The 15346-nt window shown below is 71.8% G+C and carries 13 protein-coding genes and 3 CRISPR repeat arrays (1 of these 16 cut by a window edge); of the genes, 11 read left to right on the forward strand and 2 right to left on the reverse strand.

The features are described 5' to 3' along the window. Positions 1-346: a CRISPR direct-repeat array (repeat unit 29 nt; unit sequence GGAGCAATCCCCGCGAGCGCGGGGCCGAT); it begins 111 nt to the left of the window's first position. A gap of 288 nt (positions 347-634) precedes the next feature. Next, a complete protein-coding gene (gene cutA, locus AB0O82_RS13995; protein ID WP_363583343.1) occupies positions 635-958 on the forward strand; it encodes a divalent-cation tolerance protein CutA in 324 nt (107 codons plus the stop codon). Here cutA and AB0O82_RS14000 read toward each other — a convergent pair. Then, positions 906-1484, reverse strand: coding sequence for a hypothetical protein (locus tag AB0O82_RS14000; protein ID WP_363583345.1), 579 nt, complete (start codon positions 1482-1484; stop codon positions 906-908). The two genes, cutA and AB0O82_RS14000, sit on opposite strands and share 53 nt — an antisense overlap. A 463-nt stretch (positions 1485-1947) precedes the next feature. On the opposite strand from AB0O82_RS14000, the gene AB0O82_RS14005 reads away from it, so the two are divergent. The 10 genes from AB0O82_RS14005 (at position 1948) to AB0O82_RS14050 (ending at position 14625) form a co-directional block, all read left to right on the forward strand. Next, on the forward strand, positions 1948-2241 hold the full coding sequence (locus AB0O82_RS14005; RefSeq protein ID WP_363583347.1) for a DUF6087 family protein: 294 nt from the start codon (positions 1948-1950) through the stop codon (positions 2239-2241). 181 nt (positions 2242-2422) lie between these two features. After that, a CRISPR array of direct repeats spans positions 2423-3978; the repeat unit is 28 nt; unit sequence GGGCAACCCCCGCGAGCGCGGGGCCGAC. Between the two features lie 171 nt (positions 3979-4149). Then, entirely contained in the window at positions 4150-7053 is a 2904-nt protein-coding gene (gene cas3 / locus AB0O82_RS14010; protein WP_363583349.1) for a CRISPR-associated helicase Cas3', read from the forward strand. Positions 7054-7334: 281 nt separating this feature from the next. Next, entirely contained in the window at positions 7335-8975 is a 1641-nt protein-coding gene (gene casA, locus AB0O82_RS14015) for a type I-E CRISPR-associated protein Cse1/CasA (protein WP_363583351.1), read from the forward strand. Further along, a complete protein-coding gene (casB, locus tag AB0O82_RS14020; protein ID WP_363583353.1) occupies positions 8965-9654 on the forward strand; it encodes a type I-E CRISPR-associated protein Cse2/CasB in 690 nt (229 codons plus the stop codon). Before casA ends, casB begins: the two co-directional genes overlap by 11 nt. 51 nt (positions 9655-9705) lie before the next feature. Beyond that, complete coding sequence (cas7e, locus tag AB0O82_RS14025; protein WP_363583355.1) at positions 9706-10851, forward strand: type I-E CRISPR-associated protein Cas7/Cse4/CasC; 1146 nt, start codon at positions 9706-9708, stop codon at positions 10849-10851. Next, positions 10851-11747 (forward strand): type I-E CRISPR-associated protein Cas5/CasD, encoded by an 897-nt coding sequence (cas5e, locus tag AB0O82_RS14030; RefSeq protein WP_363583357.1) that lies wholly within the window; start codon positions 10851-10853, stop codon positions 11745-11747. Before cas7e ends, cas5e begins: the two co-directional genes overlap by 1 nt. A 4-nt stretch (positions 11748-11751) precedes the next feature. Then, positions 11752-12528: a type I-E CRISPR-associated protein Cas6/Cse3/CasE gene (cas6e, locus tag AB0O82_RS14035; protein WP_363583359.1), complete on the forward strand. Its 777-nt coding sequence runs from the start codon at positions 11752-11754 to the stop codon at positions 12526-12528. Positions 12529-12531: 3 nt separating this feature from the next. Then, positions 12532-13554, forward strand: a complete 1023-nt coding sequence (cas1e, locus tag AB0O82_RS14040; protein ID WP_363583361.1) for a type I-E CRISPR-associated endonuclease Cas1e — start codon at positions 12532-12534, stop codon at positions 13552-13554. Next, a complete protein-coding gene (gene cas2e, locus AB0O82_RS14045; RefSeq protein WP_331744407.1) occupies positions 13551-13829 on the forward strand; it encodes a type I-E CRISPR-associated endoribonuclease Cas2e in 279 nt (92 codons plus the stop codon). Before cas1e ends, cas2e begins: the two co-directional genes overlap by 4 nt. 18 nt (positions 13830-13847) lie before the next feature. Then, positions 13848-14121: direct repeats of the CRISPR family, unit length 29 nt; unit sequence ATCGGCCCCGCACGCGCGGGGATTGCTCC. Positions 14122-14235: 114 nt separating this feature from the next. Continuing rightward, a complete protein-coding gene (locus AB0O82_RS14050) occupies positions 14236-14625 on the forward strand; it encodes a RidA family protein (protein ID WP_363378571.1) in 390 nt (129 codons plus the stop codon). Positions 14626-14712: 87 nt separating this feature from the next. On the opposite strand, the gene AB0O82_RS14055 is transcribed toward AB0O82_RS14050, so the two are convergent. After that, entirely contained in the window at positions 14713-15339 is a 627-nt protein-coding gene (locus AB0O82_RS14055; protein ID WP_363583363.1) for a UbiX family flavin prenyltransferase, read from the reverse strand. Positions 15340-15346: the final 7 nt, after the last annotated feature.

Here is a 15346-nt window from a genome sequence, read left to right on the forward strand (position 1 = left end):
GGCGTGGGCACGGAGCAATCCCCGCGAGCGCGGGGCCGATACCGGTTCGCCGAACCCGGCCGCCGTCCCGCAGGAGCAATCCCCGCGAGCGCGGGGCCGATGAAGGCCGCCACGACCTGGGCCCACATCAGCTGGGAGCAATCCCCGCGAGCGCGGGGCCGATCGGCATGGACATCGACGGAGGCAACGGTGGAGGGAGCAATCCCCGCGAGCGCGGGGCCGATGCCCGCCGGAACTATGAGGCTGCGGCCGGCCGGGAGCAATCCCCGCGAGCGCGGGGCCGATCCGCCGCTGAACGCGCTGAGTAGTGGACGATGGGAGCAATCCCCGCGAGCGCGGGGCCGATACTTCCTGACCTGCGGTGATTAGCGGGCGAGGGGCCTGATTGATTCAGTTCGATTGGTAGAGGGCTCGTCGAACAGCCGATGCGTTGTTGCCATCTCTCCTTGTCCCAGGGCTGGTTGTCGGTGTCGTGGCCTACGCTCTCGAAGCGTACTCGTACGTGGAGGTTGAGACGATGCTTGAGGACCGTTGGCAGGGGTACCCGCCCGAGGTCGGGAGCTGGCTGGCGCGCTGTGGGGTAAGTCCGCTGGGCAGATTGGGGGCGGCGGTTGATGCCGGGTACCGTCACGGTATGACGACCGGTGACTTCGTTGTGGTGACGACGACCCATGACGACGAGACGAAGGCCCGTGAGCTCGCCTCGGCGGTCATCCGTGACCGCCTGGCCGCGTGTGCGCAGGTCTACCGCGTCCAGTCCGTCTACTGGTGGGACGGCGGGGTGCAGGACTCCGCCGAGTGGCGGATCGACTTCAAGTCCCGGGCGAGCCTGGCTGATCGGCTGTCCGCGCGCATCGTTGAGCTGCACTCCTACGACACGCCGGAGGTCGTCGGGGTGCCGGTGATCACTGGATCCGCCGCCTACCTGGACTGGGTGGCCGCAGAGACGCGAAGCTGATCGGCAGTTGCTCCAAGGAGGCCCGGATCTCGTCTCGAAAGGCCTGGGCCGCCGGCGATGCCGGGAGTTGGTCGGCCAGTGCGGACAGCCGTACTCGACCCATGGTCGTCTGGGCTTCGAGCGTGGCGGCGAGGGCGCGGCGGCCGATCTCGACGGCCTGGTCGACGGCGCCCGCCGTGAGGTAGCCGGCCGCGACGTCTCCGAGCACTGCGACCCTGATCTTCCGGTCGTCTTCGCCCGGGTCGACCAGGGTCTGGTCTGCGGCCGCGCCGAGGTCTCGGTGTCGCAGCTTGGCGTAGGTCGCCACCGTCATTGAGCTGAGGCGTGCTTCGCCGAAGAAGGAAAACCAGGCCGGAGCGGTGTCGGGCTCCGCGTAGTCGAAGGCAGTCCGGGCGCGGTCCAGTGCACGCAGTGCCGACTCCCTGTCGCCGTCCGCTGCGGCCTCCTCGGCTTCCCGTGCGGCGAGCCAGGCCCGGGCCGCTTCCAGGCCTCGGCCCCGGACATTCTCCTGTGCAGCGGCGAGCATCTGCCGAGCCGTTGCTGCATCCACCCCGTACGAGGCGTAGCCCAGGGCGAGGGCATGCAGCGGGCCGTGTCCGGCGCGGTCGGCCGCGAGTCGAGCCGTCCGGTAGTAGTGACCGGCGCGCGAGTAGTCGCCGAGGTCCCAATAGGTCCATCCGGCCAGAGCCGCGGTCTCTCCAGCGGCGATGGTGAGCGCGCCCCGGTGGGTGACTGCGTTCGGCAGGACCGCAGTGATGTGGTCGATATGCGTGGACAGGTGCGCGGCGAGCAGTCGAGCCGGGATGTGTTCCTCGTCCCCGAACTGTCGAACGCTGGGAGAAGGTCGGTAGCCCGGGACAGGCCGCGTTCGGCCTCATGGTGAGCGGCGAGGACCAGCGGGTCTGGATCGGAGATCCGAGCGGCCCGAGCTGGCTCCTCCCCGGCTGACTGCCGGTACTCTGGGCTGCCCCGTCGCGGAGGAGGAGCAGATGGACGAGGACGAACCCCTGGGGCAGTGGGCAGCGCGGCGGGACGCGCGGCGTCGGCCGGTCGGCGAACTCAAGGCCGCGACCATCGGCCACGAGACCGCACCGGCCCACCTGTACCAGGACGCACCTCGACTCATCTCCTGCTGGGACGGCTACCAGTGGGTACCGGAGACGATCGCGCCGAACTACGCTGCCGCACAGCGCCTCCTGCACGGCATCGACGGCGACGGGGTGATTCCGATGTCTTCGGCTCGACCTCCGAAGAAGCCGGCGGGGAAGCATCGCAAGCCCTGACCGGCCGTACCACGGTGCGGCCGGTCAGCGTCATCCATCACGGAGCAGTCGCCGGAGCGGTACCCCGATCGCACAGGCGATCGCGCTGAACTTGTCGAGCGTGGGCGGCACGGGCCTGTTCTCGAACCGGCCGACGGTCCGCCTGTCCAGTCCGGCCTGCTGCGTCTCTATGGGCACACACGGGGGAGCCCCCGCGAGTGCGGGGCCGACAGCATGATCGCCACCCTGGTCCTCGGCGCGGTCGGGCAACCCCCGCGAGCGCGGGGCCGACCGTCCGGCACGGTGGCCGAAGTCTGAGTGGGTGGGGCAACCCCCGCGAGCGCGGGGCCGACCCTGCTGGAGGCAGCGTGAGCACCCGACGTGAGGGGCAACCCCCGCGAGCGCGGGGCCGACGCCGCCGACGCGATCCGCAAGCGCGCCGACGCGGGGCAACCCCCGCGAGCGCGGGGCCGACGGTGTTGTGGGGCGTGGAATGGGCTTGGGCACGGGGCAACCCCCGCGAGCGCGGGGCCGACGATGTCAGCCACCCTCCGTCGTCCCAGCTCCAAGGGCAACCCCCGCGAGCGCGGGGCCGACTTCTCCTTCGTCACCTTCGCGATGGTGGTGGCGGGGCAACCCCCGCGAGCGCGGGGCCGACCTACCCGACCCGACGCCGGACGGCGGCAACAGGGAGCAACCCCCGCGAGCGCGGGGCCGACTCCCCCACGGGCCTCATCCACCGGCCCGATTGGGGGCAACCCCCGCGAGCGCGGGGCCGACCTCAGTTCCTCGACCAGCGCGTCGATCAGCGTGGGGCAACCCCCGCGAGCGCGGGGCCGACGCGTCCGACAGGTCCGGGGTCATGTGGGAGAGGGGGCAACCCCCGCGAGCGCGGGGCCGACCGCTGGGCCGCCGGCGTCGTCGCCGACTGCACGGGGCAACCCCCGCGAGCGCGGGGCCGACCAGCCCGGCTGATGGTGCGGTGGTCTAATCCGGGGGCAACCCCCGCGAGCGCGGGGCCGACCACGCGCCGGGCAAGCCACCGCGGGCGACGACCGGGCAACCCCCGCGAGCGCGGGGCCGACAAGCACTCTCAACTAGCCATGCTGTGACCGCTGGGGCAACCCCCGCGAGCGCGGGGCCGACGTGGGCGAGGACGGCCAGCTGAGCGAGGCCGTGGGGCAACCCCCGCGAGCGCGGGGCCGACTTCCGGGGCAAGGTACTCCACCTCGTCGATGAGGGGCAACCCCCGCGAGCGCGGGGCCGACGGGCGCCACTATCCCCCCCCGAGCGTCAGGGCGGGGGCAACCCCCGCGAGCGCGGGGCCGACCATGAGCACTCGCCCACCGCTGATCATCGACCAGGGCAACCCCCGCGAGCGCGGGGCCGACACTAGTCCAAGCAACCAGCGTGTCCGGATCGCGGGGCAACCCCCGCGAGCGCGGGGCCGACCTGGAGCGGCCCCTGCGCTTGGAGACCGGGCAGGGGCAACCCCCGCGAGCGCGGGGCCGACAGGTCGATGGCGTTCTCGCGGGCGTCAGCGGCCGGGCAACCCCCGCGAGCGCGGGGCCGACTTCGAGCTGCCCCGCACGATCGACACCTACCGGGGGCAACCCCCGCGAGCGCGGGGCCGACCGTTTGCGGTGGTGTCCCACTCCGGGCACGGGGGGGCAACCCCCGCGAGCGCGGGGCCGACGCCCGCCCGCTCGTCCTCCTGGTCCTCGTGCGCAGGGCAACCCCCGCGAGCGCGGGGCCGACACTTTCTGACCTGCGGTGATTAGCGGCCGAGGGGCCTGATTGATTCAGTTCGATCGGATGGCGGCCCGGAGAGGAGCTGATGTATGACCGTCATATTTCTTTGCTCCGAGGCGAGTTGTCAGTGGGGTGTCCTAGGCTCTCGAAGCGTACCTGCGTGTGGAGGTTGAGGCGATGGTTGAGGACCGTTGGCAGTGGTACCCGCCCGAGGTCAGGGGCTGGCTGGGTGCGCTGTGGGGTAAGTCGGCCGGGCGGGCCGGGGGAACGGCCAATCTCCTGCTGTCGCACATGCTGGACACTGCGGCGGTGGCAGAGATCCTCTGGGACCGCTACCTGCCGCCGGTGACGCGGTGGCGTCTGGACGCTCTCGCGGGGGGCACGGGTAAGGGGCGGCGTCTGTTCGCCTGGTTGTGCGGGATTCATGACTGTGGCAAGGCCACCCCGGTGTTTCAGCATCTCGACGCCGCTGGTGAGGCTGCGGTCCGTCAAGCGGGGCTTACCTGGGACAAGTACGCGGTGAAGGGCTCGTCTTGGCGGCATGACAAAGCCGGTGCCCGGGTGCTGAGGGCGCTGCTCACTGACGCGAAGTGGAGCGAGGAACAGGTCGGCTGGGTCTGGCCGCTGGTCGCCGGCCACCACGGGCTGATTCCGACGTTGGGGCAGCTGAGCCCGCCGAAGAAGAACGAAAAGCTGCAAGGCAGCAGCCGGCCCTGGAAGCTCGCGCAGTCGGCGCTGGTGGAGGTGTTCTCGCGGGAGCTCGGCTATGAGGGGAAGTCGCCGCTGGCTGCGGTGGAGCCGGCGCTGGTGCCGAGCCGCGCGGCGCAGCTTCAGCTGTCCGGCTTCGTGGTGATGGCGGACTGGATCGCCAGCGACGAGCGGCACTTCACGGGTGTGTCCGACCTGGCGAAGGTGGCGATGCCTCAAGCGCGGCAGCGGGCCGCGGCGGCGTGGTCGAGGCTCGAACTGCGCGGTGGATGGGGAGCGTTGGCGGCGCCCGGCCCGGAGACGTTTCGGGACCGGTTCGGCCACGGGACCAGGCCCTCGCAGGAGTTGGTCCTCGACGTGGTGCGTCGGATGGGCGGGCCCGGTCTGGCGATCGTCGAGGCGCCGATGGGGGAGGGGAAGACGAAGGCGGCTCTGGCGGCGGCCGAGCTGATGGCAGCGCGTCACGGTGCGGACGGGGTGTTCCTGGGCATGCCGACCCAGGCGACGGCGGACCCGATGTTCACCCAGGTCCGGTCGTGGCTGCGCGAGGTCGGCGATGGGCTGGAGGGCCAGGTCGCGCTGCTGCACGGCAAGCGGATGTTCAACAAGGAGTGGCGCGGCCTGCTGGAGGGCGCGGGGGAGTGGGGGCAGGACGCCGACGACCCCTTCTCGTCGGTGGGAGAAGACGAGTTCGGCATGCAGACCGACTGCTTCGACGGCTGCGCGGACGGGGAGCGCAGGGCCCCCGCCGAGTGGTTCCTCGGGCGTCGCCGTGGTCTGCTGAGCCCGTTCGCGGTCGGCACCATCGACCAGCTCCTGTACGCCGCGACCCGGACCAAGCACGTGATGCTGCGGATGGCTGGCCTGGTGGGCAAGGTCGTGATCCTCGACGAGGTCCATGCCGCCGACGTCTACATGTCGCAGTTCCTGCTGGAGGGCCTGTGGTGGCTCGGGCAGGCCAGCGTGCCGGTGGTGCTGTTGTCGGCGACGCTGCCGCCGGAGCAGAGGCGTCGCCTGGTCGCCGCCTACCTGGCCGGTACGCGGTCGGCGGAGGCCTCGGCAGCCCTGGAGCTTCCCGAGCCGGAGGGCTATCCGAGCGTCACGGCGGCCTGGGCGGGGCCGGCCGGGCAGCCGGAAGTGCTGGTGGAGAGCACCGCGTCCTGGCGTGAGGACCTTCAGGTGCGGGTCGAGGTGCTCGACGAGCCTCCGATGCGGACCGACGCCCAAGTCGCGCAGGATGCCGCCGTGGTCGACTATCTGAGGGAGCGGCTGGTTGACGGCGGGTGCGTCCTGGTCATTCGGAACACCGTGGCCCGCGCCCAGTCCGCGTTCGAGGCCCTCCACAAGGAGTTCGGCGCTGATGTCCGGCTCCTGCACGGGCGCCTGCACGCCGGCCACCGGGCGGACCGCACGCAGGAGGTGCTGAAGCTCCTCGGACCGCCGGCCGCGGGATCCGGGCGTCCCGGCAGGATGATCGTCGTCGCGACCCAGCTCGCGGAGCAGTCCTTCGACGTCGACGCCGATCTGCTGATCACCGACCTCGCTCCGATGGACCTGCTCCTCCAGCGCATCGGACGCCTCCACCGTCACGACGGCGTGCAGCGCCCCCGCCGGCTGTCCCGGCCCACCGTCGCCATCACCGGCGTGCACTTCGACGACGACGGCGCCCCGCAGATCCTGCGCGACTCGGAGGGGATCTACGGCCGCTACCTCCTGCTGCGTACGGCCGCAGAGGCCGAGCGGACGGCGAAGGCCGGCGCAGGCGCGTGGAGCATCCCCGGCCAGGTGCCGGAGCTGGTCGCCCGGGTCTACGGCACTGATCCCGTCGTCCCGGCGGAGTGGGGCGAAGCCGAGGCGCAGGCGCGGCAGGACTGGGAGAAGCGGCAGGCCAAGCGCCGAGATGAAGCAGCCCAGTACGTCCTGACCCGCTCCGGGGAGCACGGATCGCAGACTCTGGCCGGTCTGCACTTCGGAGCTCACAGCAATTTGGCAGAGGGACAGTTCGAGGCACTCGTCCGGGACGGGGACCGGAGCGTGGAGGTCGTGCTGGTGCGCCGCACCGGGGAAGACTTCCACGCGATGACGGGCCGTAAGGTCGGCCCCAACGGGACGGTCGCGGCCGAGATGGTGGACGACGTGCTCTCCGGGACGGTGCGCCTGCCCACCAAACTGACAAAGACTGCCGAGCAGGCGCTCGGTCCGCTGTCGGGCTGGCGCGACCATCCATGGCTGCGATACAGCCTGGCCCTCGAACTCGACGAGCACGGCGAAGCAGCCCTCGGTGACTTCCAGCTGCGCTACGACGACCTGCTCGGCCTCGTGGTGAGTGGAGGGCCCCAGCGGGCCCCAGTACCGATAGAGGCGAGGGGGTGAGTCGAACAGGCGTCGACCCACCCCCTCAACCCCGCGACCGCGGGGCCGACTTGCGGCCGACCTGGGCCGGAAAACACGGCCACGGGCCATCCCCGCGCACCGATGCCGCGGGGCCGGCGGCAATTCAAGCATTCACCCCACAACAGGCATCCGCCGGTGCCACGATGCATCAGCAACAAGCTAAACATGGCTAGTTGGGAGATCAGCGCATGCCTGGGTACAACCTTGTCGAGGAACCGTGGCTGACGGTACGACCCGTCGGTGGCGGGCCCCCCGTGCAGGTGGGGATCGCTGAGGCCCTGGCCCGGGCCCACGAGTTCGAGGGCCTCGTCGTGGAGTTCTCCACCCAGCTGCCGGCCGTCCTGCGCCAGGTCCTGCTGCCCGTCGTCGCCGACGCCACCGGCGCGCCCCGGAACCCCGGGGAGAAGGGTGAGCGGCTCGCCCGGGGCGGATTCACGAAGGGCGAGCTGGGCAGCCTGGAGGCCTACCTCTCCGATCACCACGCGAAGTTCGACCTCTTCGACCCCGCCGCCCCGTTCGGGCAGGTCGCCGGGCTGCGCACCGCCAAGGACGAGACGAAGGGCTCCGCCGCCCTGGTGGCGACCGCGGCGAGCGGCAACAACGTCCCGCTGTTCGGCACCCGTACCGACGCGGATCCGCTCGACCTGACGCCGGCGCAGGCCGCCCACTGGCTCGTGCACGCCCACTGCTGGGACACCGCGGCGATCAAGACCGGCGTCGTCGGCGATGACCAGGTCAAGGCGGGCAAGACGACCGGGAACCCCACCGGCCCGCTCGGCCAGCTCGGCGTCATCATCCCCACCGGGCGCACCCTGTACGAGACCCTCCTGCTGAACCTTCCGCTCACCCCGCCCGACAACCTCGGCCTCCCGCAGTGGAAACGCGCCCCGCACGGCCCCGCCTGGCAGCCCCGCGCGGCCGAAGGCCTCCTCGACCTGTGGACCTGGCAGGCCCGGCGGATCCGCCTCATCCCGCACCAGGACGAGGCCGGGCAGCTGAAGGTGGCCCGGGTCGTCATCAGCGCGGGGGACCGGCTGACGCCCATGCCCGAGCAGGAGCCCCACACCGCCTGGACCTTCACCGCCCCCGCCAAGAAGTCCGCCTCCGCCCTGCCCGAGCGCAGGCCGCGCCGCCACACCCAGGGCAAGGCCGCCTGGCGCGGTCTGGAGGCCCTTCTCACGCCCACTCGCCAGGGCCCCGACGGCGGCTTCGAGACCAGCATCCTGCTCGACCAGATCAGCGCCCTGCAAGAGGACGACCAACTCCCCGCCGACTACCCGCTCCAGGTCGAGACCTTCGGCATGGTCTACGGCACCCAGTCCGCGATCGTCGAGGACGTCATCCACGACGCCATCCCCCTGCCGCTGCTCGCCCTCCAGCAGGACAGCGAGGCCCAACTGCTCCTCCTGGACGTCGCCGAGCAGGCGGAACGACTCGCCCAGGCCGTCAGCAACCTCTCCGCCGACCTGCGCCGGGCCGCCGGAACGGACCCCATCCCCTGGGACAAGGGCCAGCGACCGGGCGAACTCCTCCTGCACACCCTCGACCCCCTGGTGCGCCGCCTGCTCGCCGGCGTCTGCACCGCCGGCGCAGACGACGAGGCTCTGGAGCGGGGCCGGCTCGCATGGGAACAACTCGCCCACCGCCAGGCGTGGGACGCGGCGAACACGCTCCTGCTGGCCGCACCCGCCACCACCTTCGGCGGCCGCACGATCAGCCAGGGCGGCAAGGCGGGCAAGACGCAGACCTACAGGCTCGGCACCGCGGGCGCCAACTTCCGGCGCCGACTCGACGAGATCCTTCCCCGGTACGCCGACGCCGTACGGGAAGCGGCCGCCGCGCGGGCGGCCGAGACCGGCCCCGCCCTCGACCACGACCCCGGAGCGGACTTTGACGACTGAGCACACCGCCGCGGCTGCCGCTGAGCACACCGCCGCGGCTGCCGCTGAGCACACCGCCGCCGCTGAGCACACCGCTGCGACTGGGAACGCCGCCGCCGCCCGACGGCGCCGGTACTGGGACGAGTTCACCGGCCCCGACCACAACTGGCGGTACGACCCCCGCACCAAGCAACCACGCCGGCCGCCCGGCGAGGACCTGGCGGCCCTGCGCTCCGGCCTCGGGCGCCCCGTCATGGACAGCCCCAAGATGTGGCCGCTCTACAGCTGCGAGGTCAACGACGTCCTCGCGCTGCGCGACGAGGTCTCCGACGAGCAGAAGGCCGAGCACGCCGCGCTGGCCCTCTACGGCCTGCACCAGCAGAGCCAGTCCAAGCCGATGCACCGCCGTGGCGTCAAGCTCGGGGAGGCGCTGCGAGTGCTGCGCCGGAGCGGCAAGGTCAGCGAGGAGGCGCTCGACACCCGGGTCGCGCAACTCGCGGGCGCCACCAGCGTGTCCGCGCTGCTGGTCCACCTACGTGGCCTGATCACCCAACTGCGTTCCATCACACAGCCGTTGGACTACAGCCACCTGATGGCCGACATCCAGGCCTGGCACAGCACCGACCGGCGCCCGCAGGTCCGCCTCAAGTGGGCGATCGGCTACCAGGAGTGGAAGGACAAGACGCCCGCCGACAGCTGATCACCCCCCGCCGCACCCGTCGCCGGCACCACCACCCCCGAGGAGAAGCGCATGACCGCCCGCCTCTACATCGACGTCCACATCCTGCAGACCGTCCCGCCGGCCAACCTCAACCGGGACGACAACGGCAACCCCAAGGAGGCGTACTTCGGCGGCAAGCGCCGCTCGCGCGTCTCCTCCCAGGCCTGGAAGCGTGCCACCCGCATCCACTTCGCCGAGAGCCGCGACCGGCAGGACCTCGCCACCCGCACCAAGCGGATCGCCGCCCAGCTCGCCAAGGGCATCACCGAGCGCACCGGCATCGAGGCCGAGGACGCGCAGCGGATCGCCGACGCCCTGATCAAGTCGACCGGGATCTCCGCCGGCAAGAAGGAGGGCGACACCGCCTACCTGCTCTTCTACGGGCGCCGCCAGCTGGACGGCATCGTCGACCTGGTCGCCGACACCGCCGCCGACCTCGCCGCCCTCGACGCCAAGGCCCTCGACGAGGCCGTCAAGCCCCTGCCGGTCAAGGAGCAGCTGCAGAGCGGCCACCCGGCCGACGTCGCGCTCTTCGGCCGGATGGTCGCCGACATTCCCGGCCTGAACGTCGACGCCGCCACCCAGGTGGCGCACGCGATCTCCACCCATGCCACCGAACTCGAGTTCGACTACTACACGGCCGTCGACGACGAGAACACCGCCGACGAGACCGGCGCCGGCATGATCGGCACCATCGGCTTCAACTCCGCCACCCTCTACCGCTACGCGACCGTGGGCCTGCACCAGCTGCGCGGCAACCTCGGCGACGACAAGGCCGCCGTCGCCGCCGTCGACCTGTTCGTCGACTCCTTCGCCCGGTCCATGCCCACCGGCTACGGCAACTCCTTCGCGCACCGCACCCGCCCCAGCCTGGTGGCCGTCGTCGTGCGCGCCGACCAGCCCGTGAACCTCGTGTCCGCCTACGAGAACCCCGTCCCGGCGAGCCGGGGCATCGTCGCCGAGTCCGCGCGCCGCCTCGCCGTGGAGTTCGCCACGGCCACCGAGCAGTGGGGAGACAGCCCGCTGTACGTCGGCATCTGCCACACCCTCGGCGCGGACACCGGCGTCGACGAGCCCGCGCAGCAGCTGGCGGAGGCCTTCGGCGCGAACCGCACCTTCACCGAGCTGCGCGACGGCCTGCGCACCGCCCTCACCGAGCGGGTGAACGACAACTGATGCCCGCCGACCCGACCCCCACCACCACCCCCGCACCGGCCCCGGAGCAGGCGGAGGACCAGGCGGTCCTCGTCCTGCGCCTGGCCGGGCCGCTCCAGTCCTGGGGCGACCGCAGCGCCTTCAACCGCCGCGACACCCCGCCCCAGCCGACCAAGTCCGGCGTCGTCGGCCTGCTCGCCGCCGCCGCCGGACTTCCCCGCGAAGCGGACATCACCGGCCTGGTCGGCCTGCGCCTGGGCGTGCGCATCGACCAGACCGGCACGCTGCTGCGCGACTACCACACCGTCAGCGACTACCGGGGCCGCCCGCTGCCGCAGAGCGGCGTCAACGCCAAGGGCATCCAGAAGCCGACCTCCCCGGCCAAGGACACCCACGTCACCCACCGCTACTACCTCCAGGACGCGGTGTTCGTCGCCGCCGTCCAGGGCCCGGCCGGCCTCGTCGCGACGCTCGCCGAGGCGATCCGCCGCCCCGCCTTCCCGCTCGCCCTCGGCCGCCGCTCCTGCGTCCCCACCCAGCCGATCGCCCTCGGCGCCGTGCGCACCGGAGCCCTGGAGGACGTGCTGGCGGACGAGCCCTGGCAGGCGGGCACCGCCGTCAAGGCCGCCTACCGCCGCCGGGCCGAACGCGGTCCGGATCCGTTCTCGCCGCACCGGATCGACCTGGCCGCGACCTTCGACGACCCGGCCGGCGACGACACCTCGCAGGACGTCCCGCGCTCCTTCGCGCCCCGCGAACGCGGCTTCACCACCCGGCGGATCCGCCACGCCTGGCTCAACGCCCCCACCGGCCTCGCCCCGTCCGCCCTGTCTGCCGCGTCCACCCCGCCCACCACGACCGCCCAACCGGCCACTGCGGCCGGCGGCCACGACCCGTTCGCCCTGCTGGGCTGGTGACCAGATGACCTACCTCTCCCGCGTCCGCATCAACCCCCTGCGCGCCGCCAGCCGCACCCTGCTCGCCAACCCCCGCGCCCTGCACGGCGCCGTCACAGCCGGTGTCCCCGACATCGCCCCCGGCGACCGGATCCTGTGGCGCCTCGACGCCGACCACCCGCGCCGCCCCACGCTGCTGGTCCTCACCCCCTCCAAGCCCGACTGGACCCACATCGTCGAACAGGCGGGCTGGCCCGACGCCGAAGGCGAGCACTACGCGGTCCGCGACTACAGTCCGCTGCTCGCCCAGCTCGCCGTCGGCCGCGAATTCGCCTTCCGCCTCAAGGCCAGCCCCGTCCAGAACACCTCCAAGCCCGCCAAGGCGAGCCCCCACCGCACCAAGACCGCCGCCGAACTCCACCACCGCTCCTACCGCATGGCCCACCGCACTGGCGCCCAGCAGCTCACCTGGTTCCTCGAACGCACCCAGCGCTGGGGCTTCACCATCCCCGAAGCGCGCACCGACAGCGCGGCACCGGGCCTCGAACCGTCGGCCCCGGACACCCCCGCAGAGGCACAGCAGCCCGCGCGGGAGGCCCGGATCACCGACCGCAGCCGCAGCACCTTCACCAAGCCCGGCACCCGCAGCCCGGTCACCCTCACCACCGCCACCTTCGACGGCCGGCTGCGCATCACCGACCCAGGCCTCCTCCAAGCCGCCCTCCTCGGCGGCATCGGCCCCTCCAAGGCCTACGGCTGCGGCCTGCTCACCCTCGCCCCGCTGCCGATCGGACACCACTGACCGATGGCCGACATCTGGTGGAAAGCCCACCCCCACGACCTGCACCGCCTCGCCGACCGCGTCTCCAGCGTCTACGTCGAGCGCAGCCACATCGACCGCGACGAGAACGCCGTCGTCGTCATCAACAAGCGCGAGGCCGTCCGAGTCCCGGCCGCCATGGTCGCCGTGATGCTCCTCGGCCCGGGCACCCGCATCACCCACGGCGCCGTCAACCTGCTCGCCGACTCCGGCACCACCGTGTGCTGGGTCGGCGAGCAGGGCGTGCGGATGTACGCCGCAGGACTCGGCCCCAGCCGTGGCGCGGCCCTCCTCAACCGGCAGGCCTGGCTCGTCAGCCGCACCAAGGAACGCCTCGCCGTCGCCCGGACCATGTACCGTATGCGCTTCCCCGGCGAGGACGTCAGCGCCGCCACCATGCAGCAGCTGCGCGGCCGCGAGGGCGCCCGTATCCGCAAGCTCTACCAGGCCGAGTCCCGGCGCACCGGCGTCCCCTGGAACGGCCGGGTCTACAAGGCGGGCGATGCGTATGCCGCAGGCGACGACCTCAACCGCCTCCTGTCGGCCGGCAACGCGGCCCTCTACGGGATCTGCCACGCGGTCATCACCGGCCTGGGCGCCAGCCCCGGCCTCGGCTTCGTCCACACCGGCCTGGCGACCTCGTTCGTCCTCGACATCGCGGACCTCTACAAAGCCGAATACACCATCCCCCTCGCCTTCGACCTCGCCAAGCAGGGCCACACCGAGGAACGCGACGCCCGGCTCGGCCTGCGCGACCGCATCGCCCAGGACAAGCTGCTCGGCCGCATCGTCCACGACGTCAAGGCCCTCCTCAGCCCGGACGGCACCGACATGCCGGACGTCGAGGTCAACGAACTCTGGGACGAACGCGTCGGCACGGTCCAGGGCGGAGTCAACTGGTCCGGGACGGAAGGCACACCGACGCCCCCGGTCTCCGACCCGGGCATGGGAGACGAACACCTGGCCATCATCGGCCCGGAGTTCACCCAGGACACGGACAGCCCATGACCGTCATCATCCTCATCGCCGCCCCCGAAGGCCTGCGCGGCCACCTCACCCGCTGGATGGTCGAAGTCAACGCCGGCGTCTTCGTCGGCACCCCCAGCCGCCGCATCCGCGACCGCCTCTGGGACCTCCTCGCTACCCGCATCGGCGACGGCCAAGCCGTCCTCGTCGAACCCGCCACCAACGAACAGGGCTGGACCGTCCGCACCGCCGGCAAGGACCGCTGGAAGCCCGTCGACTTCGACGGACTGATCCTCTCAGCCCGCTCCCGCCGATAAACCCGCAGGTCACGAAGCATCGGCCCCGCACGCGCGGGGATTGCTCCTCCTGGTGGCGTGGCTGCGGCCCCGGCTGACCAATCGGCCCCGCACGCGCGGGGATTGCTCGGCTCTGACGCTCAATCACCCCAGGTCAAAGCAATCGGCCCCGCACGCGCGGGGATTGCTCCCCTGTAGCCACCGGCATGACCGTCATCTGGGAATCGGCCCCGCACGCGCGGGGATTGCTCCGCTCAGGACCTCAGCGTGGGCGCCGTTCGGCTATCGGCCCCGCACGCGCGGGGATTGCTCCTGCGGCTTGACCGCAGTGATCGGCCCCGCACGCGTGGGGACGGGCTGCTTCAGGGGCGAAGTGCCCGGTGGAGGGCCTGTTTTCAGATGTGCGGTGCTCTGGGAGCATGGTGCGATGGATCATCGGCAGATAGTCAGTTCCGGCTCGCCTCTCGAACCTCAGATCGGCTTTTCCCGGGCAGTCCGCAAGGGGTCACACGTTGCAGTCGCGGGGACTGCTCCCATCGGGGACGGTGGGACGACGGTGGGGAAGGGCGATGTGTACGCCCAGACTGTCAGGTGTCTGGACATTGCGGAGGCCGCGCTGAAGGAGGCGGGGGCGTCGTTGGGGGACGTTGTGCGGACCCGTCTCATGCTCACCGATGTGACGCGCTGGAAGGAGGCCGCGCGAGCGCACGGGGAGCGGTTCGCGTCGGTCCGTCCGGTCTGCACCGTCGTCGAGGTTTCACGTTTCATCGATCCCGAATGGCTCGTTGAAGTGGAGATCGACGCCATCCTCGACTGATTCCGAAGAGCGCTGGTCGCGGCCACACGTGGGTGGCTGCGACCAGCGCTGTGGTGTTTCGTAGCGGGGTGGGTGTGCCGCGCGATGCTAGGGGTGGTGGCGGCGGGTGTCGGCCAGGCCCTGCCAGCGTTCCGCGATGTCGGCGGTGCCTGCGAGGAGGTCGAACTGGTCGAGGACGCGCATGACGATGTGGTCGACGAGGTCGCCGATGCCGTTCGGGATGTCGTAGAAGGCCGGCATCGGGGGGACGATGCGTACGCCCATCCGGGAGAGCGCGAGCATGTTCTCCAGGTGGATCTCGTTGAGGGGTGTCTCCCGGGGCACAAGGACCAGCGGGCGCCGTTCTTTGAGGGTGACGTCGGCTGCGCGGGCGATGAGGTTGTCGGCCATGCCGTGCCGGACGGCCGCGAGCGTCTTCATGCTGCACGGGACGATGGCCATGCCCGCGACCGGGTAGGAGCCGGAGGAGATGGTGGCGCCGAGGTCGCCGAACTTGTGTGTCACGTCGGCGAGTTCGGCGAAGCGCCGGGCGCTGTAGGGCGTCTCCACCTCGATGGTGGAGCGGGCCCAGGTGCTCAGGACGAGGTGGGTCTCCACCTGCGGTACCTCGCGCAGGACCTGTAGCAGGCGGACGGCGATCGGGGCGCCGGTGGCGCCGGTGACTCCGATGACGAGGCGGGTGGCGGGGGGTGTGGTGGGGGGTGTGGCGGACACAATGTGC

Origin of the sequence: Kitasatospora sp. NPDC088264 (assembly GCF_040685715.1) — a bacterium.
Lineage (GTDB): Bacteria > Actinomycetota > Actinomycetes > Streptomycetales > Streptomycetaceae > Kitasatospora.